Genomic DNA, 24,217 nt, shown 5'->3' with positions numbered 1-24,217 from the left:
AATAAATTATAGATAGTATGAATTCAAAATTTACCTCCATTGTTAGAATACTTTTAGGAATTATTTTGCTGGTTTTCGGACTTAATAAATTTTATGCGTTGCCTTTTTTACCAACGCCACAATTGCCAGAAAGCGCTTCAGAATTTATGAATTCGCTCGTGGCAACAGGTTATGTTTTGCCCATCGTTGGCGTGATCGAAGTCTTTATAGCTATAATGCTTCTGACTAAAAACTGGATCGCTTTTGCTTTGATAGTTTTAGTCCCAATTTCTTTAAACATTTTGCTTTTTCACGTCTTTTTAGATTTGCCAAGCATCGGCGGCGCAGTTTTAGTTGCAGTTTTAAATATCATCTTGATTTACAAACATTGGCCACAATACCGTCCGCTTTTTAACTAACTTATGCATTTCATTTCCTATTTTTGTAGGAATCAAAAAACAATTTAATGAAAAAACTAGTATTGACAGTGATTGCAGCATCCGCTCTTTTATCTTGTAAAGAAGAAACCATTAAAGAAGAGAAAATTGTGCTAAAATATCCCGAAACAAAACAAGTCGACACGACTGACACTTACTTTGGAACCGAAGTAAAAGACCCATATCGCTGGTTAGAAGACGATAAATCTGCTGAAACTGCGGCTTGGGTAAAAGCTGAAAATGAAGTTACTTTTGGCTATTTAGAAAAAATTCCTTTTAGAAAAGAATTGAAGGAAAGACTAGAAAAAGTTTGGAACTACGAGAAAATTTCAGCTCCATTTAAAGAAGGCGATTATACGTATTATTTCAAAAACAACGGATTGCAAAATCAGTCTGTGATGTACCGAAAAGACAAAAGTGGCAAGGAAGAATTGTTCTTAGATCCAAATACTTTTTCTTCTGACGGAACCACTTCGCTTTCTTCTGTTCAATTTTCAAAAGACGGTTCTTTGGTCGCTTATTCAATTTCAGAAGCAGGAAGCGATTGGAACAAAATCATCATTTTGAACGCTATTACAAAGCAAAAATTAGAAGCAGAATTGGTTGATGTAAAATTCAGCGGCATCGCTTGGATTGGCAACGAAGGTTTTTATTATTCGAGCTATGACAAGCCAACCGGAAGCCAGCTTTCTGCAAAAACAGATCAGCACAAAATGTATTTCCACAAGCTTGGAACTTCACAAAAGGAAGACAAGATTATCTTTGGCCAAAATGAAAAACGCCGTTATGTGGGCGGTTACGTGACTGAAGACGACAAATATTTGGTAATTTCTGCTGCCAATTCTACCTACGGAAACGAACTTTATATCAAAGATTTAAGTGTTCCAAATAGTAAAATTGTGAACGTTGTAAATAATTTCAACAGCGATAATAATGTAATTGACAACGTTGGCTCAAAATTATTTATTTCGACAGATTTGAATGCGCCAAACCAAAGAGTGGTTACCGTTGACGCTGCAAATCCAAAACCTGAAAACTGGAAAGATTTTATTCCAGAAACTGAAAACGTGCTATCAATAAGCACTGGCGCCGGATTTATCTTTGCAAATTATATGAAAGATGCGGTTTCCCAAGTGAAACAATACGATTATGAAGGGAAAATGCTTCGCGAAATAAAATTACCAGGGATCGGTTCTGCTGGAGGTTTCAGCGGTAAAAAAGAAGACACAGAATTGTATTATTCTTTTACAAATTACACGACTCCAGGAACAATTTATGCTTTCAATCCAAAAGCGGGCGCTTCAAAAGTCTATGAAAAACCAAAAGTAGATTTCAAATCAGAAGATTATGAAAGCAAGCAGGTTTTTTATACTTCAAAAGATGGCACCAAAGTTCCAATGATTATCACGCACAAAAAAGGCTTGAAATTAGACGGAAAAAACCCAACAATCCTGTACGCTTATGGCGGATTTAATGTGAGTTTGACTCCGGCCTTCAGTATTTCGAATGCAGTTTGGTTAGAACAAGGTGGTGTTTATGCGGTTCCAAATCTTCGCGGTGGCGGTGAATACGGAAAAAAATGGCACGAAGGCGGTATTCAGCAAAACAAACAAAATGTCTTTGATGACTTTATCGCAGCGGGAGAATATTTGATGAAAGAGAAATATACTTCACCAGATTTCTTGGCCATTCGTGGTGGTTCAAACGGCGGACTTTTGGTTGGAGCAACGATGACCCAACGTCCTGATTTGATGAAAGTAGCCCTGCCAGCAGTTGGCGTTTTAGATATGCTTCGTTACCACACGTTCACGGCTGGCGCGGGATGGGCTTATGACTATGGAACTGCTGAAGATTCAAAAGAAATGTTTGATTATTTGAAAACATATTCTCCTGTTCACAACGTGAAAAAAGGCGTAAAATACCCTGCAACATTAGTAACCACAGGCGATCACGACGATAGAGTTGTGCCAGCGCACAGTTTTAAATTTGCAGCAGAATTGCAAGCCAAACAAAAAAAAGGTGATAATCCAGTTTTGATCAGAATTGAAACCAATGCAGGTCACGGTGCTGGAAAACCAGTTTCAAAAACCATTGAAGAAGCAGCTGATGTTATGGCTTTTACACTTTTCAATATGGGTTACAGAGAATTGCCAAACAAGAAGTAATTAATTTAAAATATAAACCGCAAATTCACAGATTAGTCCGTGGATTTGCGGTTTTTTTATATTTATTTTAGCGATAATTTTTTCAATAAATCTTCAGAAGCATCTTCAATATACATTCCGTAAGACGTGACCAAAATTCCTTTCACGCCGTCTTTCGACTCAATTCCATAAACTGTTGATTCCTCATCTGGATTTGAATCGCCTTCATATCTATAAATTTCTGTGATTTCAAAATCATCGCAGTCGTATTCGGCATCATTTACGGTTAGCGCATTTCCAGAAATATTAAAATCGACCATAAAACCCAGATCTCGAAGCTGTTTTATTGCTTCCAAAACTGTTGCATATTTATAATTCGCACTCATAATTTTATCTTTAAGAGTACTAAAGTTAAGGAAAAAATCTGAAATTAATGTAATAAATAAGTCGCTCCAATTGAGCCATAAAAATAGCCCTCGTTTCGAGCATTGTCAACTTCTTTGCCTCGATAAACAAAAACGTAATGGAAATTCCAATGGTTTTTTCGGTATTTAAAACCTGCTTCGCCATTGAATCGCATCGGAATCAAATCATAAGTTACCGGACTGTCGTTATTAAAAAGACTTCCCTGAATCGTGGTGTCATAAATCTGGTAGTTAAAATTCGGATTAATGTAGAAATAAAACTCGCTTTGTTCCTTATATTTTTCCTGATCTGAATTTAACGATGCGCCGTGAAGATTTGAATCATAAACCGGAAGCAGTTTTTTCCAAAGCGCAATTCTAGCCAAAGGACCAATAGAAATTCCGTTTAAAACGGTACCAAAATTCGCTTCGCCTTGAAGGTGAAAATCAATTTTTTCGCTTGGTTTATTTCTAAATATTTTAGTAGAATATAGCACATTTCCTTGGACGGCAAAAGCATCCCGAATTTGATAATCCCAACCTTCAACTGGTTTATAACCGAAAGCCTTATGAAATAATTTCTGGAAACCTTCCGCTTGCGAAGACGGACCAACCACGCCCAATTGAACATTTGTTTTCAAAACCGATTCACTTTGATAAAATCGATTGATACCAAATTCCCCAAAAAGATAACCCGAAAAAGGCCTATCATGCCTGGAAATTCTTCGGGCTTCCACCGTATGTGGATTGTAAATGTATTGCCCAAATTTGAATTCCACAATCTTTTTGTTGATGTTTGGATTTTCATTTTGGCTCAGAAAACGATAAAAAATTTCAATTCCGTTGGTGTAATATTGATCGTTTACCGTAGAAGTAAAAAGGTCATTATCGACAATAATGCCGACTTCTCCGGAATGATTCTGGCTAAAAATGCTGGTGGTAAAAAACAAGAAAAAAAACGGGGAAATTTTTTTCAGCATCTGATTTTTAGTAATCTAATTTAACGTAATTCATGTGTTTCATAATTCGGCCTTTTCGTCTTTCGGTGTAAGAAGAAGAATGGCTGGCCTTGAATTTTCTAGGATTTGGAAGAATTGCAGCAATTCCGGCAGCTTCTCTTTTTGAAACCGATTTTGCGCCTTTTCCATACCAATGTTGGGATGCAGCTTCAACGCCATAAACGCCGTCGCCCATTTCAATACTGTTCAAATACACTTCCATAATACGTTCTTTGCCCCAAAATATTTCGATCAAAACCGTGAAATAAGCTTCCAAACCTTTTCTCAAATAACTTCTTCCTTGCCAAAGAAAAACATTTTTAGCAGTCTGTTGCGAAATGGTACTTCCGCCTTTTAATCTTTTTCCCTTGGAATTATTTTTGAATGCTTTTTGCATCGCTCCAAAGTCAAAACCGTTGTGGCTCAAGAAAGTCGCGTCTTCGCTGGCAATGACCGCTTTTTGAAGATTTGGCGCCATTTCATCTAACGAAACCCAGTCGTGACTGCAAGTCATTTCTTTGCCGGCTTCTTTTTGTTCCAAAGCGCGAATGGCCATCAACGGCGTAAACGGGACCGGAACGAATTTAAAAAGTATGACAAAAAACACCGAAATTCCGAGGAACCAAAGCGCACATTTTATTAAAAACTGAAGTATTTTTTTACCCATAAAAATCTAAAAAACAATAATCTAATCTACTAAATCTGCTAATTCTTGACCAATCAAACTGCCGATAGCAACGCCCATTCCGCCTAATCTGACGCCGCAATATACATTTTCAGAAAGTTTTTCAACAATTGGATTCTTGCTAGAACCCATTCCCATAATGCCACTCCAGCGATGTTCGATTTTAAAATCTTGGTTTGGCAAAATTACTTCTTTTAATATTTCCTCCAGTTTATTTTGTATTAAATCTGTCTGGCCAAATTCAGTTGTGGTTTCGCCTTCAAAATCTTCGTTTCTGGCACCGCCAAACAGAATTCTGTTACCAAAATTTCTAAAGTAATAATAACCTTTGTCAATATGAAATGTACCTTTTATATCTAAATTCGGAATTGGCTCTGTGATTTAAACTTGTGCTCTTGCCGGCTTTACAGCACCTTTTGTCAAATTTCCAGCAAAGCCGTTTGTGGCAAAAAACAGTTTTTTAGTTTGGAAATCAAAATCATTTGTAGCCACGCGAACGCCGTTTGCATTTTCTTGATATTCGGTAACGGTTTGCTGATTTAAAATGAGGATGTTGTTGGCAATTGCCAATTTCAGTAAGGCTTCCATCATATTTCCGGTATCGATTTGGCCTTCAAACGGATTGAAAATTAAATATTCTTGGATATTTCCGAAGTTGAATCGGTCAATCTCTTTGGCAAAAACATCAGCTTTAAAAAGCGGACGCAAAACGTCATTGATAAAAGGAATTTTCTGCAGACATTCGTTATAATGACTTTCAGAATTTTTCAAAAAAAGTTCGTAACCTCCGTACAATTTATAATCTATGGTTTGATCGCCAAGACGCTTTCTGAGTAATTGCAAACCCTGCCAGCGTTTTTGAATCAACTGAATTACTTCTTCTTCAGAATGGTTTCTTAAGTCGTCGATGATTTCAGAGATGCTTCCGAAGCAGGCGAATCCTGCGTTTTTGGTACTTGCGCCTTGTGGCAAAAATCCTTTTTCAAGGACTATAATTTTACTTTCTGGAAATTTCTCTCGAAGTCGCAATGCGGTGTGCAAGCCTACAATTCCACTGCCAACGATGGTGTAATCAATATTTGAAAACCAATTTTTTATTTCCCAGTAGCTTAAGTTCGCTTTCATGGCCTGAAGTTTAAAAAAATTAAAATGGTTTGTTTTATAGCCCCGATTGCAGGGGAAATCCTCCCGATTTTTCATCGGGAGATTGCACCGGAAAGCGGGAAAATGGATAGCTGAAAATCACTGTCCTTTCGCTTCTGAAAAAAAACTAAAGTTCCTTTTCGTCTTCTTTTGTTCCGGTTTTTTTCTTTAGATAATTCAGCAAAAGCGGTACTGTGGTGATTGCGACGATGCTCAAAACGATGATTTCGATGTGATCTTTTAAGTTGATTCCGAATTCTGCCATAAATAAATCGTTCAAATAGTGGCCAGCAAAAATCAGAGTGAATGCCCAAAGAAAGGAACTCAAGATGTTGAAAAACATGAATTTTTTCTTTTCCATGCCCACGATTCCTGCGATAATTGGCGCAAAAGTTCTGATTATCGGGACAAATCTGGCGAAGATAATGGCTCTTCCGCCGTGTTTTTCAAAGAAAATTCTGGACTCGATTAAGTATTTTTTCTTGAACCAAAATGTGTCTTGTTTATTGTAAAGATAGTAACCGCTTTTTGATCCAAACCAGTAACCAAAGGTGTTTCCAATGATTCCTGCGAGTGCGACTAACGATGATAATATGGCAAGATTTATGAAATCGTTGTCAATTGAAATGATGGTTGACATCAATTCTGTGCTGTAAATTCCGGCTAGAAAAAGCAATGTGTCGCCAGGCAGAAAAAATCCGGCGAAAAGTCCTGTTTCTGCGAAAACGATGAATAAAACGACATAAATGCCGATGGGAACACCGCTGATTTTCAGGTTGATATAAAATTCAGGATTTAATAATTGCATCCAATCGAAACTTTCCATTTAGCTTGCTGTTTCTGTTATTGTTTCAGGTTCTGATTCCCATTTGTCGACTGCGGTTGTCGCCAAGGCGTTTCCGAGTACGTTTGTCATGCTTCGGGCCATATCGCAAAAGTGGTCAATTGGCAAGATTAAAGCGATTCCTTCTGGCGGAATTCCGAACATTGCACATGTGGCGACTACTACAATTAATGACGCTCTTGGAACTCCGGCAACGCCTTTGCTGGTCAGCATCAAGACTAAAAGCATTGTAATTTGCTCGCCTAAAGTCATATCGACGCCGTAAACTTGCGCGATGAAAATGCTGGCGAAAGTCATGTACATCATGCTTCCGTCAAGATTGAAGGAATATCCGAGAGGCAAAGTGAATGAAACGATTTTACTTTTACATCCAAAACGTTCTAATTCTTCGACTAATTTTGGAAAAACGGCTTCGCTTGAAGTAGTTGAAAATGCGATTAACAAAGGACTTTTGATTCTTTTTAATAATGTCCAAAGTCTGTTTCCGAGGATAAAATATCCAACGAGAAGCAATAATGCCCAAAGGACTAAAATTCCGATGGCAAAATCTGTCAAGTATTTTGCGTATAAAGTGAAAATCTCGAAACCATAAACGGCAACGGCGGCAGAAACGGCGCCGAAAACACCAAGCGGTGCAACCCACATAATGTAAGTTACCATTTTAAGGATTACGTGAGAAATAACATCTAAAACTTTGATAATTGGATCTGCCAATTTTCCCATTCCTGAAAGCGCGACACCAAACAAAATTGAGAAAATAACGATTTGCAAGATTTCATTTGTAGCCATTGCTTCCACAAAACTCTTTGGAACCACGTGCGTTACAAAGTGTTCTAGCGAAAAAGAACCTGTATTTTTCAACAAATCTTCTGCAGCAGAAACGTCATCCATTTTTATGGAAGTTCCTTTTCCTGGTTTAAGCCAATTCACTAAAACCAAACCTACTGTTAGAGAAATCAAGGAAGCGGTAATGAACCAAGCCATTGCTTTTCCTCCGACGCGACCCACCATTTTCATGTCGCCCATTTTTGCAATTCCAACAACCAAAGTTGAAAAAACTAACGGCGCGATGATCATTTGAACTAATCGGATAAAAATGGTTCCCAGTAGTTTTATTTTTTCTGCAAAAGAGTCAATATTTTCTATGGAAGCTGGTGATCCGTTTTCAGATTTTGAAACTTTTTCAAGATTTAAATTTGAGTTTCCAGAAACAACTGTTGGAACAAGCGTAGCTTTTTTTTCGTTTAAAACGATGATTTCGTTCGTGTTTGCCGGAAGCGTTTTTGCATATTCCTTATAACTCGCGCTGTCTTTAACGACATAAACGTCTTGCGTGTATTTTTTGCCATCGCTTAACTCAAAAGAAAGTTTATCAGGACCAAGATTTGCCGGCGAATATCTGATGGTATTTCCTTTTCCTGAATAATTGATAATGTATCCTAATCCGACGCCTAAAACCAGTGCGACGATAATTGCGATGAACAGTTTATTGTTGTTTTTCAAATCAGTTTAATTTTAGTCCGTGAAAATAGGCATATTTTTTAAAAAAGCCTTGACTAAAACGATTTTTCCCAATAAAAAACCGCCGATTACAGATGTTTTTAAACGATTCGTTAGTTTTGGGTCTAAACCAGTTTCCAAAAAATGCCTACATTTAGGCCTTCTTTACAAATTTACATAATGAAAAAAATTCTTCTCTTAACAATTGGTATGATTGGATTATCCGCATCAGCGCAAAACGTAATGACGCCCGAATTACTTTGGCGACTCGGACGAGTAACTCCGCTAGGAATTACAAAAGATAGCAAAAATATTATTTACAAAGTTTCAATTCCTTCGGTGGAAGAAAACAAGTCAGATTCAAAGGTATATTCTATTCCGGTTTCTGGCGGAAAAGCTACCGAAATTACAGATTATGAAACGTTGTTGAAAGACAAAAATCTTTCTCCTGACGGAAAATTGTTGCTATCAAGCAAGGAAATCAAGGTCGGAAAAGTTTTGGGCAAAGATTATTATCCAAATTTAGACAAGTCAAATGTTCAGGTTTATGACGGTTTGGATTACAGACATTGGGACACTTGGAACGACGGAACGCACAATCACGTGGTTTATTCAAATGCGACTGACAAAGAGAATTTCATTGATATTATGAAAGACGAGCCTTTTGATTCACCTCAAAAACCTTTTGGCGGTGATGAAGATTTTGTTTGGTCGCCTGATGGAAAAAGTATTGTTTATGTTTCCAAAAAATTAGAAGGGACAAAATACGCCATTTCCACCAATACTGATTTGTACCAATATGATTTGGCTACAAAAACCACTAAAAACTTGACCGAAAAAAATCCGGGATATGACACCGCACCGCAATTTTCGCCTAATGGAGATTTGACTTGGTTGCAGATGAAACGCGATGGATATGAAGCCGACAAAAATGATATCATCGTCCGTTTTAAAGGAAATGATATGAATTTGACTAGCGCTTGGGACGGAACTGTGGACAGTTTCACTTGGAGTGCTGACGGTAAAAAAGTATATTTTTTAGCTCCGATAAATGGAACGAAACAACTGTTTGAAGTAAATTTTCCGGGTGTGACTCGAATTGCGATTACCGTAAGACAAATTACCGATGGAGATTTTGACGTAAATGAAATAGTTGGCTTTTCTGGAGAAAAAATCATCGTGACAAGAACTGATTTTAATCACGCTTCTGAGATTTATTCGTATGATTTCAAGAAGAAAAGCTTCAGCCAAATTACAAAAGTGAATGACGCTGCGTATTCAAAAATTGCCTTGAGCAAATTCGAGAAAAGATATGTAACCACAACCGACGGAAAAAAGATGTTGGTCTGGGTGGTTCTTCCTCCAAATTTTGACAAGAATAAAAAATATCCAACTTTATTATATTGCCAAGGCGGACCACAATCTGCGTTGACGCAATTCTATTCTTTCCGTTGGAATTTTCAAGTTATGGCAGCACAAGGTTATATCGTCGTAGCGCCAAATCGAAGAGGAATGCAAGGTCACGGCGTGGAATGGAACGAACAAATTAGTAAAGATTGGGGCGGACAGGTGATGGACGATTATCTTTCTGCGATTGACGATGTTTCAAAAGAAAGTTATGTTGACAAAGCAAGATTAGGCGCTGTTGGAGCAAGTTATGGCGGTTATTCTGTGTTTTATTTGGCCGGAATCCACCAAAAAAGATTCAAGACATTTATTTCGCACTGTGGCGTTTACAACTTACAAAGCATGTATGGAACCACTGAAGAAGTTTTCTTCAACAACTGGGATCACGGTGGCGCTTATTGGGAAAAAGACAATGCTGTGGCACAAAAAACATTCGCAGAATTTAATCCAATTAACAATGTGGCGAAATGGGACACACCGATTTTAATTTTTCAAGGTGGAAAAGATTACAGAGTTCCGATTGGTCAAGGACAGGAAGCTTTTCAAGCAGCGCAATTGCGAGGTATCAAAAGTAGATTTGTTCTCTTACCAGAAGAAAATCACTGGGTTTTAAAACCTCAAAATGCTCAGGTTTGGCAGAAAGAATTTTTTAGATGGTTGAAAGAGACATTGTAGAAAATTTTAAAATATAAAATCCCGCAAGAATCAACTTGCGGGATTTTTTTATGCTTAAAAATAAATTATTTCTTCGCTAACTTGAAACTTTCAGTTCCAATTGCAGTTGTTGTCTGAACAACATAACTCCCTGATGATAAACCAGATAAATCGATTTGACCTTCAGTCGCATTTAATTTGCGATCTAAAACTTTTTGTCCCAAAAGATTAAAAATTTGAATTTCAGAAACTGTTTCCGGGCTTGAAAAATTCAATACATTTCCAGCAGGATTTGGGTAATAACTTACTTTTGCTTTTGCAAATTCGTTGACTCCAAGCTGTGTTGCCGTTACCGTCAATGCGTCAACAGTTGTAGAATATCCATAATCGGTCTCGCACTCCACGGCAATTTGATATGTTGCAGACGGATTTGGAAGTACAATTGTTCCTGACGTCGTCCACGCTGTAACATTCGAATGGTATTCTGCAACTTGAACCCAAGCAGAAGTTGATGAAGTTCGGTAGAAAATTCGCAACCAGTTTTGGTCAGGATTCCAATATGGATTTCTAAAATAGAAACTTACACTCACATTTTCGTGATTTGACAAGTCTAAAACTGGGCTCACCAATTTAGTTTTATCAAAAAGATGAGACGTTCCAGGATAGTTGGCAAATTTTGTCCCTTCATAGGCCGTAATTCCCGTTCCGCCGGTTGTTGGCGATGTAACATAAGTCCAAGACATAGTATTCACTTCATAAATTTGTGTCCAAGCTGCTCTTGTAGGTGAAGCATCTTCAAAAGTTTCTGTCCAAGGAAAAGTTGTGACCTGCGCGTTTACACTTGTAAAAGCAAGAGCAAACGATGCTAAAATGATTCCTTTCTTGAAAAATCTGAACGAATTTTCAATTTTGTAAATTTGTTTCATAATATCACATTTTTAAGTTTATTAATACCAAATATATTAATAATTTCTTAAAACTAGCTTTTAAAACCAAAAACCATATTTTTTAATCCAAAAAAAAATCCCAACCTTTCGATTGGGATTTTTTAAAATTTATAGGATTCTATTTATTTAGGATCATTCATTTTGAAGCTTTCCATGAATTTTGTAGTGTAATCTCCAGCCACATAAGCTGGTTCATCCATCAATTGTCTGTGGAACGGAATCGTGGTTTTCACACCTTCAATTACGAATTCATCCAAAGCGCGCTTCATTTTGTTGATCGCTTCTTCACGAGTTTGCGCCGTTGTAATCAACTTTGCAATCATTGAATCGTAGTTTGGCGGAATAGTATACCCAGAATAAACGTGCGTATCTAAACGAACTCCGTGACCTCCTGGCGTATGTAACGTCGTGATTTTTCCTGGTGACGGACGGAAGTCGTTGTAAGGATCTTCGGCGTTGATCCTGCATTCGATAGCGTGCAATTGTGGCAAGTAATTTTTACCAGAAATCGGCACACCTGCAGCTACTAAAATCTGCTCACGAATCAAGTCATAATCAATAACTTGCTCTGTGATTGGGTGCTCTACCTGAATACGAGTGTTCATTTCCATGAAGTAGAAATTTCTGTGTTTGTCAACCAAAAATTCTACGGTTCCAGCACCTTCATATTTGATATATTCTGCAGCTTTCACGGCAGCTTCTCCCATTTTCAAACGCAAATCGTCTGTCATGAATGGAGAAGGAGTTTCTTCAGTCAATTTTTGGTGACGTCTTTGAACAGAACAGTCTCTTTCAGAAAGGTGACAAGCTTTTCCGTAAGCATCTCCAACCACTTGGATTTCGATGTGACGAGGCTCTTCAATCAATTTTTCCATGTACATTCCGTCGTTTCCGAAAGATGCAGCAGCTTCTTGACGAGCGCTTTCCCAAGCTTTTTGAAGTTCTTCTTCTTTCCAAACGGCTCTCATTCCTTTTCCACCACCACCAGCTGTTGCTTTAAGCATTACTGGATAGCCAAATTCACTAGCTAATTTCTTAGTTTGCTCAAAAGATTCTAACAAACCTTCTGAACCTGGAATTGTTGGAACTCCTGCCGCTTTCATCGTCGCTTTTGCAGAAGCTTTGTCTCCCATTCTGTCAATCATTTCTGGTGAAGCTCCGATGAACTTGATACCGTGTTCTTGACAGATTTTTGAAAATTTAGCATTTTCAGAAAGGAAACCATATCCTGGATGGATTGCGTCTGCATTTGTAATTTCTGCAGCGGCAATGATATTTGACATTTTCAAGTAAGATAAGTTACTTGGTGGCGGGCCGATGCAAACTGCTTCGTCCGCAAAGCGAACGTGCAAGCTTTCAGCATCTGCAGTTGAATAAACAGCTACAGTTTTGATACCCATTTCTCTACAGGTTCTGATCACGCGAAGTGCGATTTCTCCTCTGTTTGCGATTAATATTTTTTTAAACATCTTGTATTAATTAGATAATTAGACAATTCGATAATTTGATAATTCGATTTTTAGATACTTCGATAGCTCTAAAAATCTAACAATCTAACAATCTAAATTAAGATGGATCAACTAAGAATAAAGGTTGGTCGAATTCAACTGGAGAAGAATCGTCAACTAAAACTTTTACGATTTTACCTGAAATTTCAGATTCAATTTCGTTGAAAAGTTTCATTGCTTCGATAACACAAACCACGTCTCCTTTTGAGATTGAAGTTCCAACTTCTACGAATGGAGCTTTATCTGGAGATGGTTTTCTGTACAATGTTCCGATAATTGGTGACTTAATTGTAATATATTTTGCATTATCGTCAGCAGCTGGAGCAACAGTTTCCGCCGGAGCAGATGGAGCTGTTGGCTGAGGCGCTGCAGCTTGTGGTAAAGCGTGGCTTACTGGCGCTTGCTGAATGTAAGTTGTAGTTTCAGATGAACCTCCATCAGTAGTTTTGATAGTGATCTTGATATCATCCATCTCCAATTTTACTTCGGTAGCTCCTGATTTTGCTACAAATTTGATTAAGTTTTGAATTTCTCTAATATCCATGATATTCGAATTTAGGTTTTAGTTTTATTGTTTGTCGTAAGCCCATTTCATATAAATAGATCCCCATGTGAATCCACCTCCGAATGCGGCAAAAATTAAATTATCTCCTTTTTTGAATTGCTTCTCAAAGTCGTTTAGAAGCAATGGCAATGTTGCTGAAGTCGTATTGCCATATTTTTGAATGTTTACTAGAACTTTCGATTCATCCACTCCCATTCTATTGGCCGTTGCATCAATAATTCTTTTGTTTGCTTGATGTGCGATCAACCAATTCACGTCGTCTTTTGTCAAGTTGTTGCGTTCCATGATTTTTTCGCTGACATCAGCCATTCCTGAAACTGCATATTTGAAAACCGTTTTTCCGTCTTGAAAAACATAATGTTGCTTGTTATCAACCGTTTCGTGAGAAGCAGGAAGCAATGATCCGCCAGCGTCAATTTTCAAGAAATCTCTTCCGATTCCGTCACTGCGAAGGATTTCGTTTTGAAAACCTAGACCTTCGTGATTTGGTTCAAATAAAACGGCTCCTGCTCCATCTCCAAAGATGATGCAAGTGGCTCTATCTGTGTAATCGATAATTGAAGACATTTTATCTGCTCCAATCAATAAAATCTTTTTGTATCTGCCTGATTCAATGTAAGCTGATGCAGTCGACATTCCATATAAAAAGCTGGAACACGCCGCTTGTAAATCATAGGCGAAAGCGTTGACAGCGCCAATTTGAGTTGCAACATAAACTGCTGTTGCAGCAACTGGCATGTCTGGAGTTGTGGTACCAAGCAAAACCAAATCGATTTCTGCTGGGTTGATGTTATTTTTTGCAATTAAATCTTCTGCAGCTTTGATTGCAAGATAAGACGTTCCTTTCGAATCATCTTTCAGCATGCGTCTTTCTTTGATTCCAGTTCGTGAAGTGATCCACTCATCATTGGTATCAACCAAGGTTTCTAATACTTGGTTTGAAAGTACAAAATCTGGCACGTAAGCTCCAACAGCGGTAATTGCGGCTGTGATTTTATTCATAAGTTTTTAATAATTTTCTTATCAAATTATTGAATTCGAAAAGAGGTGGAAATTACAAAAAATTTCTAAAACATATCTCGTTGCAAGTTGTTATTTATCAATAAATTATAAATAACAAAAAAACTCTCACAACGTGAGAGTTAAGTTTTTTATCTACAAAATTGTATTAAGCAACAGCTTCTTGCTTGTCGATTACCACTTGACCTCTGTAGTACATTTTACCTTCGTGCCAGTAAGCTCTGTGGTATAAATGTGCCTCACCAGTTATAGGACATGTAGCAATTTGAGCAACAGTCGCTTTATAATGTGTTCTTCTCTTATCTCTTCTTGTTTTCGAGATTTTTCTCTTAGGATGTGCCATTTTACTATATTATTTATCCGTTAATAGTTTTTTTAATTGATCCCAGCGTGGATCTGTCGTTTCTTCTTCTTTTACATCAGTCTTATGTTCCTTGGCATTCACTTTCAATTCATTTAGCTTGTCAAGGGCTTCACTTTTTAAAGTTCCGTCTTTTATGCCTGGATGAATCTTTTTTAGAGGAATCGAAAGCGCTATCATTTCATAAATGTATTGCTTAACGTCAACCTGATGTTCCCCAAAGGTCAAAATGAGTAATTCCTCATTATCATCATTAAAAACTTCTCCAAATTGAACAATCAGTTTAATTTTTCCTTTTACAGGAAGATCAAACATCTCACTTGTCAAGTCACACGGAACGTGAATCGTGCCTTTGTGCTTAAAGTGAAGTTCAAGCATGGTGCTTTTTTTCTCTAAAACTAAGTTGACTTTAATATCACAAGATTCAAACTCGTCATATTGATAGTCCTCAAAGAACTCTTTATTTATTTGATATTCAAACTGATGTTTTCCTAACTTTAATCCTACGAAAGGAATTAAAAATTCATTGGTTACTTTCATCTTCACAACAATTTGCCCTAAACTTCGGGAGTGCAAAGATATAAAATAATTGCAAATCCAAAAGCGTTATAAACATTTTTTTGTTTATAACTGTTTTTCTTTAATTTTTAGCGGATTTTGGCTAATAATCTGATACTCATTTCGCGAGTGATAAATGTCTATCGCAAGATAAACTGCCTCTTTAAATGAATTGTGATCTGCCAACCCTTTTCCTGCAATATCATACGCCGTTCCATGATCTGGAGACGTTCTGATTTTATTTAAACCCGCCGTATAGTTCACGCCATTACCAAAAGAAAGCGTCTTAAACGGAATCAATCCTTGGTCGTGATACGTCGCAATTACCGCATCATATTTTTCATATTGATTGCTTCCGAAGAAACCATCTGCTGGATATGGTCCAAAAACCAAAGTCCCGCTTTCAAACATTTTTTTAATGACCGGTTGTATTATTTCAAGATCTTCCTTCCCAATCACGCCACCATCACCCGCATGTGGATTTAATCCTAAAACCGCAATTCTTGGCTTGTTGATACTAAAATCTTGAATCAAAGATTTTTTTATAGTTTCAATTTTCTTCTTAATCAAAGCTTCTGTCAAATGCGCCGAAACTTCATTTACCGGAATATGATCTGTAATTAATCCAACTCGCAAATTATCTTGAACCATAAACATCAAAGCATCACCTTCAAGTTCTTGGTCCAAATAATCAGTGTGACCCGGAAATTTAAAATCTTCCGCCTGAATGTTGTACTTATTAATAGGAGCCGTTACCAAAACATCCACCAAACCTTCTTTTAATGCCTTTGTAGCCGCAACAAATGACTTGATGGCATATTTGCCTACGTTTTCATCATTTACTCCATATTCAATGTTTACGCTTTCTTTCCAAACATTCAAGACATTTATTTTTCCTGTAATGATTTGGTCCAAGCTGTCAATTCCGTGCAATTGCATTCCGGCATCAAGGCTTTTTTTGGCAAACGAAAGAATTTTTACATTGGCAAAAATCACCGGAGTACAAAGCTCAAGCATTCGTGAATCTTCGAAAGTCTTTAAAACGACCTCGCTTCCAATACCGTTTAAATCTCCGATTGAAATTCCAACAATTATATTTTCTGCTTTTTTCATAATGCTTGCTCCTTATTATTCCTTAATTTTGAAGTGCAAATTTAGTAAAATAAAACCACAATGTTTACAGGAATAATTGAAACCCTCGGGACTATAAAAGATATACGAAAAGATCAGGAAAATTTACATATTACTGTAACTTCTTCGGTTACAAATGAATTGAAAATTGACCAAAGCGTTTCTCATAACGGCGTTTGCCTGACGGTTGTTGCCATTTCTGGCGATGATTTTACGGTAACCGCAATTAAAGAATCGATTGACAAGACAAATATTGGCGAATGGAAAACGGGCGATACCGTAAATTTAGAAAGGGCAATGAAACTTGGAGACAGATTAGATGGCCACATTGTTCAAGGCCACGTTGACCAAACCGGAATCTGTAAAAGCGTTGAAGAAAATAGCGGCAGTTGGTATTACACTTTTGAATATGACGAAAGCTTGAATAATATTACCATTGAAAAAGGCTCAATTACTGTTAACGGAGTGAGCTTGACCGTTGTCAATTCAAAGAAAAATGAATTTAGCGTGGCGATAATTCCTTACACGCACGAGCACACGAACTTCAAAGATTTTAAAGTTGGGACAAAAATCAACTTAGAATTTGATGTTATTGGAAAATACGTGACTCGATTGAATCAATTGCGATAGTTAGAATATCATAAAAGCAAAAAACTCCGATTTACATCGGAGTTTTTTTATGTTTTAAAAGTGGTTTCAATTTATAAAAAGAAAAGATTACAGCTGCTATTAAAAGCACCCAAACCCCACTATCAATTGGCAGTCCTACAGGAGGCGGGGTAGTTGTGTATGGCTGAGGCTCTGGTGGCGCAGCGAGCATAACTTGTGTGAACGCAAAAAAAATAATTGCAATATTTCTCATTGTTTGGGACAATCTTAATATCCGGTAAAAGTAAATAAAAATTCGATTTTACAAAATGTTTTATAGTTTAAATTAAAGTTTAAAAAAAGATAATTTAATACGAAAACGTTGGAAATCAACCCAAGTGCATTTTTAGTTATGACTCAACGACAGTTTCTGAGGAAAGAAAATCATAAAATAATCCGGCCATAATCGCACCTGCAATTGGCGCAAGCCAAAATAACCATAATTGTTCAATCGCCCATCCGCCAACAAAAATTGCCTGACTCGTACTTCTTGCTGGATTTACAGAAGTATTTGAAACAGGAATACTTATTAAATGAATTAACGTTAACCCTAAACCAATCGCTATTCCTGCAAAACCTTTTGGTGCAGATTCGTGCGTTGCGCCAAGGATAATTAACATAAATATAAATGTCATAATTAATTCTGTGGTCAGAACAGAAAAAATATCATATTGGTTTGGCGAGTGTATCCCATAACCGTTTGCTGCGAATCCTCCAATTTCAAAACTCGGCTGACCGCTTGCTATTAAATAAAGAATTGAGGCGCCAGCTAAACCTCCTAAAACCTGTGAAATAATATACGGAATGACTTCGTTTCTTTGGAATCGCCCAGCAATCCAAAGTCCAATTGAAATTGCCGGATTTAAATGGCAACCAGAAACATTTCCTATTGTGTAAACCATTGTTAAAACGGTCAACCCGAATGCTAAGGATACTCCAACATATCCAATTCCTGCATTTAATTCTGGAATTGAGGCCGCTAAAACAGCACTACCACATCCACCTAAAACCAACCAAAGAGTACCTACAAATTCGGCAATTAATTTTTTTGTCATTTGTTTTAATAATTTATTTTATTCAAAATTGCAATTGGCATTCCATTTAAGTTCCTTAAAGAGAAATTCCCAAAAACTCAGTTTTTTCTCTATTGAACTTGTTGCTAAAGCTTTAGCATCTTATTGCGAGACAAAGAAATACAAGCTCTATTTTGCTAACAAAAATTTAAATACTCATATCTACTCATTAAAAAAAATAAAAAATAAAATACTGTTTTACAGGTATTTAAGTACAGGTATTTAATATTAAAAACACCTTATATTCTGTTATTTATAAAAAGTGAGTAGTTAAATGCTTAGAAAACAATATAAATACTGTTTTAACTAAATCTGAAAACTAAAGTTTAGAGGTTTTATTTACAACTATTTCGTTTTGTTGTGACATAACTTTATAAAAAAGCCTCCAAAATAGGAGGCTCATTTATTTATAAATATCTTTTAAATATTCATCATCCAAACATTTATATCTTCTTCAGATGCGATACTTAATTTTTTTCTTAAACGATATTTCTTTGCTTCGACCGCTCTCACAGATGAATTGGTGCAGGTGGCGATTTCCTTTGTAGTAAAATCCAATTTTAAAAGACCGCACATTTTTTGCTCTCCGGCAATTAAATTTGGATTAATTTCATTTATTTTTTTATAAAACCCCGGATATGCTTCTTTAAATATTCCCAAAAATGATGGATCATCTTCTTTTGCGAGAAAGACGATTCTCTTTAAAAGATTTTCATCTACATGATTTGCATTATTTTTTATCGTCTCATCAACAACTTCTACTTTCTTTACTTTTCTGCTTCTTCCCAAAGCGAGATAGATGATTCCAATGAAAACTAAGGATAAAAAAAGTATAAAAATAAATGATCGCGTCGACCTGATTGGCTCCACAATTATTTTTTCTTGCTCCAATAATTTTTTGCTTTCGTTATCTAAATTTCCAGAATTCTTTAAGCTGTCACTCAATGAAATATATTCGGAAAGAAATTTTGAAGAACCGATGTTATCATTTGCTTTTTTCAAAGCCTTTGAAATCCCTAAATACAAAGACGCCAAGATGTAAGGATTTTTAATTTTTTTAGCAATTAAAATACCTTTTTGAAAACGATCTATTGAAGAATTATAATCTTTTTTCAGATAATACAAACTTCCCAAATCATTTAAAGTATTTGCTATAACCACATTATGATCAACAGAATTTGCAAGTTGCAAAGCTCTGTCAAGATAATACTGCGCTGAATCTAACTCTTTTGCCCTCAAAAATGCCGAACCTACATTGGAGCAAGCCAACGATAAAGTTTTATTTTTTAAAGAATTGTTAAGCGCCATTTTCTCAAATTCGCGATAGCCTTTTCTATAAAAATAAGCTACAGAATCTAAGTCGCCATGATTTTGATCGATTGAAAATGCGATATCATTATATATAACGCCGATTCGAGAACTTTTTGTTTGAACATCATTAAGTTTTCCCGCACTTATCAAGGCTCTTTTTAAATAAATTCTTCCGCTTTTGTAATTTTTTAATCGGGTGAAAGAAACACCTCTTAATCTTAAAGCGTCAGAAAGGGATTTAAAATCAATGAGATAGTTAGCTATATTTTCGGCCTCTGAGGCATTTTTGATTGCGTCTTCAAATTTTCCCAATTCATATTGCTCACGACTTGCTAGTAACAAACTAGAAAGCATACCTTCTTTATAATCCAGTTTTTTTGAATCATCGTAAGTCTTTAGACTCAACGTAATTCCATAAGGATAATCGTGCTTTTCCAATCGCTCGACAACACGAAGAATACTATCAATTTGAGTGGTTTCAAAGTTTTGAGAGAAACTTGTACTACTTAAAATGAGAAGAAAATAAAGGCTTAATATACATTTCATAAATGCAGAGTTCAATAATCTTGTTAAGAACAGGCTAAGTCATTATAATATGGGATGCAAAATAATAAAATTTATGAATAGAAATAACAAAACATTTTATTTAAGAGAAATACAAAAAATATCTGTTAAATTATTAAAAATAAACTGTTTAACAACAATATTAAAATTAAAAAACAATTAATTTGTCAAATATTTTTTGATTTATTCTCAACTCTCAAAATTTTTAAATATTTTTAAATTAGCCGTTTTTAATACAAAAAAATTAATCTCTGTCAAAAACGTGCGCCTTAATAATATGAGGCGTTACTTCTTTCAACGTTTTTTTATTTATGGGATGCAAACCTGGAGCATTAAAAAACTCACATTCATTGTTTTGCTTTAAGTACCAAACAACTGGCTTTTCATTTTTAAAAAAAGTGGTTGTGTCAGAAACTTTTATTCTTTTAAAATTTTTAAGTAAATTATTATCAATTGGCATTGCGGTCGAATAACCTGCAAATTCGTTTGCTGAGTTTTCACAATCTATTTTTTCATAATGATCATCCTTCCAAATCATGCATTTTTTTTCGAATGCTTTTTGCACTGAAAAAGCCGATAACGCCACGAATATCCCAACACAAAAAAGCATTATTGGTTTTGAAAAAGTGACCTTTTTTGAAATATTTTCGAAATTCTGAAGGTTTACCTTCGCTTCGTTTTGTAGAATTATTTCCTTAGACACATTTTCTATTTCTCCCCCATTTTTTTTAAATTCTCTTGGAACCTCATCGTTCCTATTATCTTCGATTTGATTTTGAGTAAATTTTAAAAAAGGCCTAATTTCCAAATCAACAAATACCGCCAAAAGATTTGCACTTTGAATCTCTTGCAAATTTGATTTTCCGTTTAAAAATTTGCTCAATGGCCGAAATTTATCAGTATCAAAATTTAAAATCGCCTTGCTTTTATTTTCTATATCTGACTTAAAACCAAAGAAAATTTTAAACGTAATCGCATCCTGATAAGAAAGATGTTCACACATTTCTGATGCCAATTTTTTTAAACTGGCAGGAGTTGGATCTAAAAGATAGTGACTTTTTTCTCCATTTTTAGCTAGCTCATATTCTTCTAAAATAGCTTTTTTATAATCTTCAAGAGTAATTTTCATATCATACAAATAGCTTCTATCTAAATAAATTCGGAATCAATCGGATTTCTCGGAATCATCGGAATCCATTGACAATCCCTGACAAAACCCGCCCTTACTTTGCAACAGAATCAAGTTTACCGGATCTTGAATGCATCGAGAACAAATGTACAAAACTGATTCAAAAACAGCGACTTCAAGCAGATGTGAAATAATTTTCTGGGAAGTATAATTACTCCTTCTGTTTGATTCGCTGACTTCCCAAAAAAAGGGTTTTGACCCAAAAATTTGCTTGCCAATTTAACCGAAATATTTTTTTTGGAAGGTAAGCTATTGTCAAATTTTCAACGAATTTATTTATGAAAAAAATATTTTTTGCTTTAGCAATTATCATTTCGTGCGCCTCAATTATTTCGTGCGATGCTGATAGCGTTTCTGACAACGCACAATCTAATCCCAGCGCAGATTCTGGTGGTACCGGAACAGTTCCTCCTGTAAAACCACCTCCACCACCACCAGGAAATGGCGGTTAATTTTTCAAGATTAATGTAATCTTTTTACTAATTTCGGGGAAACATTTCTTTCATGAAGCAATGCTCCCCGATTTTTTTATTTTTTATTGTATTTCTCTTGTGTTGAAAAACGAAATGAATTTAGCAGTAAAAATAACGATGCTGACAGTATTTCTTTTTATGCAGCGAAGTCGCTAGATTACTCTTTAACTTTAGAAAAACGTTCTGAATCAGCAGATAAGGCTTTCCGTTTGGCAAAAAACAAAAGTGATTTGTCTGTATTATATTCAGCTCTGTATGTTAAAATTCAAAATGATATTGAAGCAAAAGGAGACAGCCTTGATTATAATTTAAATCAATTGAAAAAAATTGCATCAAAAAGTAAAGATGCCAGTTTAAAAGCAGGATATTTTTCTCTAAAAGCAAATTCTTCCGCTAAAAAAGATTCCAGTTATTTTTATTTCCAAAAGGCGAAAAACGAATATCTTTTTTTAAAAGACAGCCTTAGAGCTGGATATAACTTATTGAGACTTTCTGAAATTGCGATGGAAACTTCAAATTTTAATGACGTTCAAGAATATGCGACAGAAGGTTTGAACTTGTTAAATCAAAGCGAAAACAGAGAATATATTTCGCATCTTAATAATATGATTGGACTTTCTCTTGAAAATGTTAGAGATTTTGACGCGGCTTTATCTTATTATAAGGAAGCCTTGAAATATGCAGATACAGAGTTGTTTAAGGACATCATTAAAAATAATATCGCAAAAGTTTATCAGGAAGAAAAAGAATATCAAAAAGCAATAACTATTTATTCTGAGATATTTTCCTCAAAAAATCTTGATTCACATATTGAAAGTAAAGCGCGCGCGTTAGATAATTTGGGCTACACTTATTATTTGAACGGAGACACAAAAGGTATAAAATTTATGTTGGAATCTCTTAAAATCAAAGATTCAATCAACGACGAACTCGGATTAATTGCTTCCAACTTAAATCTTTCAAATTATTACCTCAACACTGATCCTGAGCTATCAAATAAATATGCTAAAAAAGCTTTTGTCCTTTCTGATAAATTAAAAGATGCCGATTCAAAGTTGAAATCACTTGAATTATTGTCAAAAACAGCAACGAGCAAATTGGAAATTGACCGTCTTTTTTCAAATTATGTCAAGCTTAACGACAGCATTAATTATGAAAAAGAAAATGCAAAAAATCAGTTTTCTAAATTAAAATTTGACAATAAAGAAACGGAAGAACGATTTTTAAAGGAAAAAGCAGAAAATGCAGAAAACAAATTGATTGCAGAACGTGCCAAAAACAGAAGCTTCTTGGCCATTACCTCGACGATAATTTTACTGTTGTTAAGCTACCTTTTTTTTAAAGTCGTCAAAATTAGAAATGCGATAGAAAAACAAAAAGAAATCTACAATACGGAAACTCGTATTTCAAAAAAAGTGCATGATGAATTGGCAAATGACGTTTATAATATCATGAATTTTGCCAACAACCAAAATCTTGAAATTCTTGATAAAAAAGAAACTCTTCTTACGGATTTAGACAGTGTTTACAGTAGAACACGCGATATTTCGAGAGAAAATAGTCCGATTGATTTGGGCGATAATTATCCTTTGCAATTAAAACAAATGCTGTCTGATTATCAAACTGAAAATTTAAATGTCATCATTATTGAAGAAAATAGCATCAACTGGAATTCAGTCGACGAAAATAAAAAAACAACTATTTTTAGAATTCTTCAAGAGTTGATGATTAACATGAAAAAGCACAGCCAGGCGAGCCTTACCATGATTAAATTTGATTTTACCAACAAAAACATTAGCGTCAATTATTCTGATAATGGCGTTGGATTTAGCGAAGGAAAAACTTTTTTTAAAAACGGCCTTCAAAATGTGGAAAACCGTATTTCTGGAATCAACGGAACGATTACTTTTGACAAAAAGACAAACAAAGGAGTGAAAATTTTAATCACGCTTCCTTCATAAAATCAAAAGTTATGTTTAAAAAAATTCTAATCGCCGAAGACATTGATAGCATTCAAAATTCAGTAATTGCGCAAATTTCAGAACTAACAAAAGCTGAAATTCATCACAGCAAATATTGCGACGAAGCTTATCTAAAAATAAAAAAAGCCAAACTTGACGACGAACCTTTTGATTTGCTCATAACCGATTTGTCTTTTGTACAAGATCATCGTGAAGTCATCTTATCGTCGGGCGAAGAATTGATCAGAGCCACAAGAGAATCACAACCAGACTTAAAAATTATCGCGTACTCGATTGAAGATAAATCATATAAAATCAAACAGCTTTTTGACATTTGTGGCATCAATGGATTTGTTTCAAAAGGAAGGTATGGCTCAATGGAACTAGAAAAAGCGATTTTATTTTTAGCTGAAGAAGACGAAGATTATATCGACTCAAAATTATCTCACGTAGTAAAGACTTCCAAGATCATTGAAATTGAAGAATTTGACCTCAAATTAATTAAGCTTTTATCAAACGGATTGACTCAGTCTGAAATTGTTGAAAAATTTAAAGCGCAAAATATTCCAACAAGCAATAGTAGCATTGAGAAACGCATTTTAAAACTTAAAACGTATTTCAAAGCAAAAAACACTATTCATCTGATTAGCAATGCAAAAGATTTAGGATTAATATAAATATTTAAATTGGTCAACCTCTTTGCTAAAAAATAG

23 protein-coding genes and 1 pseudogene are annotated in these 24,217 nt (G+C 35.5%); 7 read left to right on the top strand and 17 right to left on the bottom strand.

Annotated features, from left to right (window positions below):
- The first annotated feature begins 17 nt into the window (after positions 1 to 17).
- Positions 18 to 398 (top strand): DoxX protein, encoded by a 381-nt coding sequence (locus ACFPVY_RS13770; RefSeq protein ID WP_379792684.1) that lies wholly within the window; start codon positions 18 to 20, stop codon positions 396 to 398.
- A gap of 47 nt (positions 399 to 445) precedes the next feature.
- Positions 446 to 2,581: a prolyl oligopeptidase family serine peptidase gene (locus tag ACFPVY_RS13765; RefSeq protein WP_379792683.1), complete on the top strand. Its 2,136-nt coding sequence runs from the start codon at positions 446 to 448 to the stop codon at positions 2,579 to 2,581.
- A gap of 62 nt (positions 2,582 to 2,643) precedes the next feature.
- Here the strand turns inward: ACFPVY_RS13765 and ACFPVY_RS13760 are convergent, their stop codons facing one another.
- From ACFPVY_RS13760 to ACFPVY_RS13735, 6 genes and pseudogenes are all read right to left on the bottom strand, one after another.
- Complete coding sequence (locus ACFPVY_RS13760) at positions 2,644 to 2,946, bottom strand: hypothetical protein (RefSeq protein ID WP_379792682.1); 303 nt, start codon at positions 2,944 to 2,946, stop codon at positions 2,644 to 2,646.
- 44 nt (positions 2,947 to 2,990) lie between these two features.
- Complete coding sequence (locus ACFPVY_RS13755) at positions 2,991 to 3,944, bottom strand: lipid A deacylase LpxR family protein (protein ID WP_379792681.1); 954 nt, start codon at positions 3,942 to 3,944, stop codon at positions 2,991 to 2,993.
- 7 nt (positions 3,945 to 3,951) lie between these two features.
- Positions 3,952 to 4,629, bottom strand: a complete 678-nt coding sequence (gene mtgA / locus ACFPVY_RS13750; protein ID WP_379792680.1) for a monofunctional biosynthetic peptidoglycan transglycosylase — start codon at positions 4,627 to 4,629, stop codon at positions 3,952 to 3,954.
- A 21-nt stretch (positions 4,630 to 4,650) separates the two neighbouring features.
- Positions 4,651 to 5,772, bottom strand: a pseudogene (locus tag ACFPVY_RS13745) (NAD(P)/FAD-dependent oxidoreductase).
- A gap of 145 nt (positions 5,773 to 5,917) precedes the next feature.
- Positions 5,918 to 6,616 carry a DedA family protein gene (locus tag ACFPVY_RS13740; RefSeq protein WP_379792678.1) on the bottom strand — a complete coding sequence of 233 codons (699 nt, stop codon included), beginning with the start codon at positions 6,614 to 6,616 and terminating at the stop codon, positions 5,918 to 5,920.
- Positions 6,617 to 8,137, bottom strand: a complete 1,521-nt coding sequence (locus ACFPVY_RS13735) for a dicarboxylate/amino acid:cation symporter (RefSeq protein ID WP_379792676.1) — start codon at positions 8,135 to 8,137, stop codon at positions 6,617 to 6,619.
- Between the two features lie 177 nt (positions 8,138 to 8,314).
- On the opposite strand from ACFPVY_RS13735, the gene ACFPVY_RS13730 reads away from it, so the two are divergent.
- Positions 8,315 to 10,216: a S9 family peptidase gene (locus tag ACFPVY_RS13730; RefSeq protein ID WP_379792675.1), complete on the top strand. Its 1,902-nt coding sequence runs from the start codon at positions 8,315 to 8,317 to the stop codon at positions 10,214 to 10,216.
- A gap of 65 nt (positions 10,217 to 10,281) precedes the next feature.
- Here ACFPVY_RS13730 and ACFPVY_RS13725 read toward each other — a convergent pair whose 3' ends face one another.
- From ACFPVY_RS13725 to pdxA, 7 genes are all read right to left on the bottom strand, one after another.
- The gene (locus ACFPVY_RS13725) at positions 10,282 to 11,121 is read right to left on the bottom strand and encodes a T9SS type A sorting domain-containing protein (RefSeq protein ID WP_379792673.1); all 840 of its coding nucleotides are present in this window, start codon (positions 11,119 to 11,121) and stop codon (positions 10,282 to 10,284) included.
- Between the two features lie 143 nt (positions 11,122 to 11,264).
- The gene (gene accC, locus ACFPVY_RS13720; protein WP_379792672.1) at positions 11,265 to 12,611 is read right to left on the bottom strand and encodes an acetyl-CoA carboxylase biotin carboxylase subunit; all 1,347 of its coding nucleotides are present in this window, start codon (positions 12,609 to 12,611) and stop codon (positions 11,265 to 11,267) included.
- Between the two features lie 97 nt (positions 12,612 to 12,708).
- Positions 12,709 to 13,194 (bottom strand): acetyl-CoA carboxylase biotin carboxyl carrier protein, encoded by a 486-nt coding sequence (gene accB / locus ACFPVY_RS13715; protein ID WP_379792671.1) that lies wholly within the window; start codon positions 13,192 to 13,194, stop codon positions 12,709 to 12,711.
- A 24-nt stretch (positions 13,195 to 13,218) separates the two neighbouring features.
- Entirely contained in the window at positions 13,219 to 14,217 is a 999-nt protein-coding gene (locus ACFPVY_RS13710; protein ID WP_379792670.1) for a beta-ketoacyl-ACP synthase III, read from the bottom strand.
- A 166-nt stretch (positions 14,218 to 14,383) separates the two neighbouring features.
- The gene (rpmF, locus tag ACFPVY_RS13705) at positions 14,384 to 14,578 is read right to left on the bottom strand and encodes a 50S ribosomal protein L32 (RefSeq protein ID WP_125013250.1); all 195 of its coding nucleotides are present in this window, start codon (positions 14,576 to 14,578) and stop codon (positions 14,384 to 14,386) included.
- A gap of 9 nt (positions 14,579 to 14,587) precedes the next feature.
- A complete protein-coding gene (locus ACFPVY_RS13700) occupies positions 14,588 to 15,136 on the bottom strand; it encodes a YceD family protein (protein WP_379792668.1) in 549 nt (182 codons plus the stop codon).
- Between the two features lie 84 nt (positions 15,137 to 15,220).
- Positions 15,221 to 16,270, bottom strand: a complete 1,050-nt coding sequence (pdxA, locus tag ACFPVY_RS13695; RefSeq protein WP_379792709.1) for a 4-hydroxythreonine-4-phosphate dehydrogenase PdxA — start codon at positions 16,268 to 16,270, stop codon at positions 15,221 to 15,223.
- 57 nt (positions 16,271 to 16,327) lie between these two features.
- Between pdxA and ACFPVY_RS13690 the strand changes: the two genes are divergently transcribed.
- Positions 16,328 to 16,915, top strand: a complete 588-nt coding sequence (locus ACFPVY_RS13690) for a riboflavin synthase (RefSeq protein WP_379792667.1) — start codon at positions 16,328 to 16,330, stop codon at positions 16,913 to 16,915.
- A 31-nt stretch (positions 16,916 to 16,946) separates the two neighbouring features.
- Here ACFPVY_RS13690 and ACFPVY_RS13685 read toward each other — a convergent pair whose 3' ends face one another.
- The 4 genes from ACFPVY_RS13685 to ACFPVY_RS13670 all read right to left on the bottom strand — a co-directional run bounded on the left by ACFPVY_RS13685 (position 16,947) and on the right by ACFPVY_RS13670 (position 21,010).
- A complete protein-coding gene (locus ACFPVY_RS13685; protein ID WP_379792665.1) occupies positions 16,947 to 17,147 on the bottom strand; it encodes a hypothetical protein in 201 nt (66 codons plus the stop codon).
- Between the two features lie 136 nt (positions 17,148 to 17,283).
- On the bottom strand, positions 17,284 to 17,988 hold the full coding sequence (gene aqpZ, locus ACFPVY_RS13680) for an aquaporin Z (RefSeq protein WP_379792663.1): 705 nt from the start codon (positions 17,986 to 17,988) through the stop codon (positions 17,284 to 17,286).
- Positions 17,989 to 18,426: 438 nt separating this feature from the next.
- Entirely contained in the window at positions 18,427 to 19,863 is a 1,437-nt protein-coding gene (locus ACFPVY_RS13675; protein WP_379792662.1) for a transcriptional regulator, read from the bottom strand.
- Between the two features lie 262 nt (positions 19,864 to 20,125).
- Complete coding sequence (locus ACFPVY_RS13670; protein ID WP_379792661.1) at positions 20,126 to 21,010, bottom strand: hypothetical protein; 885 nt, start codon at positions 21,008 to 21,010, stop codon at positions 20,126 to 20,128.
- 338 nt (positions 21,011 to 21,348) lie between these two features.
- Here ACFPVY_RS13670 and ACFPVY_RS13665 point away from each other — a divergent pair, with 338 nt between their 5' ends.
- The 3 genes from ACFPVY_RS13665 (at position 21,349) to ACFPVY_RS13655 (ending at position 24,181) form a co-directional block, all read left to right on the top strand.
- Positions 21,349 to 21,522, top strand: a complete 174-nt coding sequence (locus tag ACFPVY_RS13665; RefSeq protein ID WP_379792660.1) for a hypothetical protein — start codon at positions 21,349 to 21,351, stop codon at positions 21,520 to 21,522.
- Positions 21,523 to 21,608: 86 nt separating this feature from the next.
- Positions 21,609 to 23,504: a tetratricopeptide repeat-containing sensor histidine kinase gene (locus ACFPVY_RS13660; protein ID WP_379792659.1), complete on the top strand. Its 1,896-nt coding sequence runs from the start codon at positions 21,609 to 21,611 to the stop codon at positions 23,502 to 23,504.
- 11 nt (positions 23,505 to 23,515) lie between these two features.
- Entirely contained in the window at positions 23,516 to 24,181 is a 666-nt protein-coding gene (locus ACFPVY_RS13655) for a response regulator (RefSeq protein WP_379792658.1), read from the top strand.
- Positions 24,182 to 24,217 lie beyond the last annotated feature (36 nt).

This window comes from Flavobacterium qiangtangense, from assembly GCF_042658345.1.
GTDB lineage: Bacteria > Bacteroidota > Bacteroidia > Flavobacteriales > Flavobacteriaceae > Flavobacterium > Flavobacterium qiangtangense.
The sequence above is the reverse complement of the archived record's forward strand: the minus strand, read 5'-3'. Positions and strand labels throughout refer to the sequence as shown.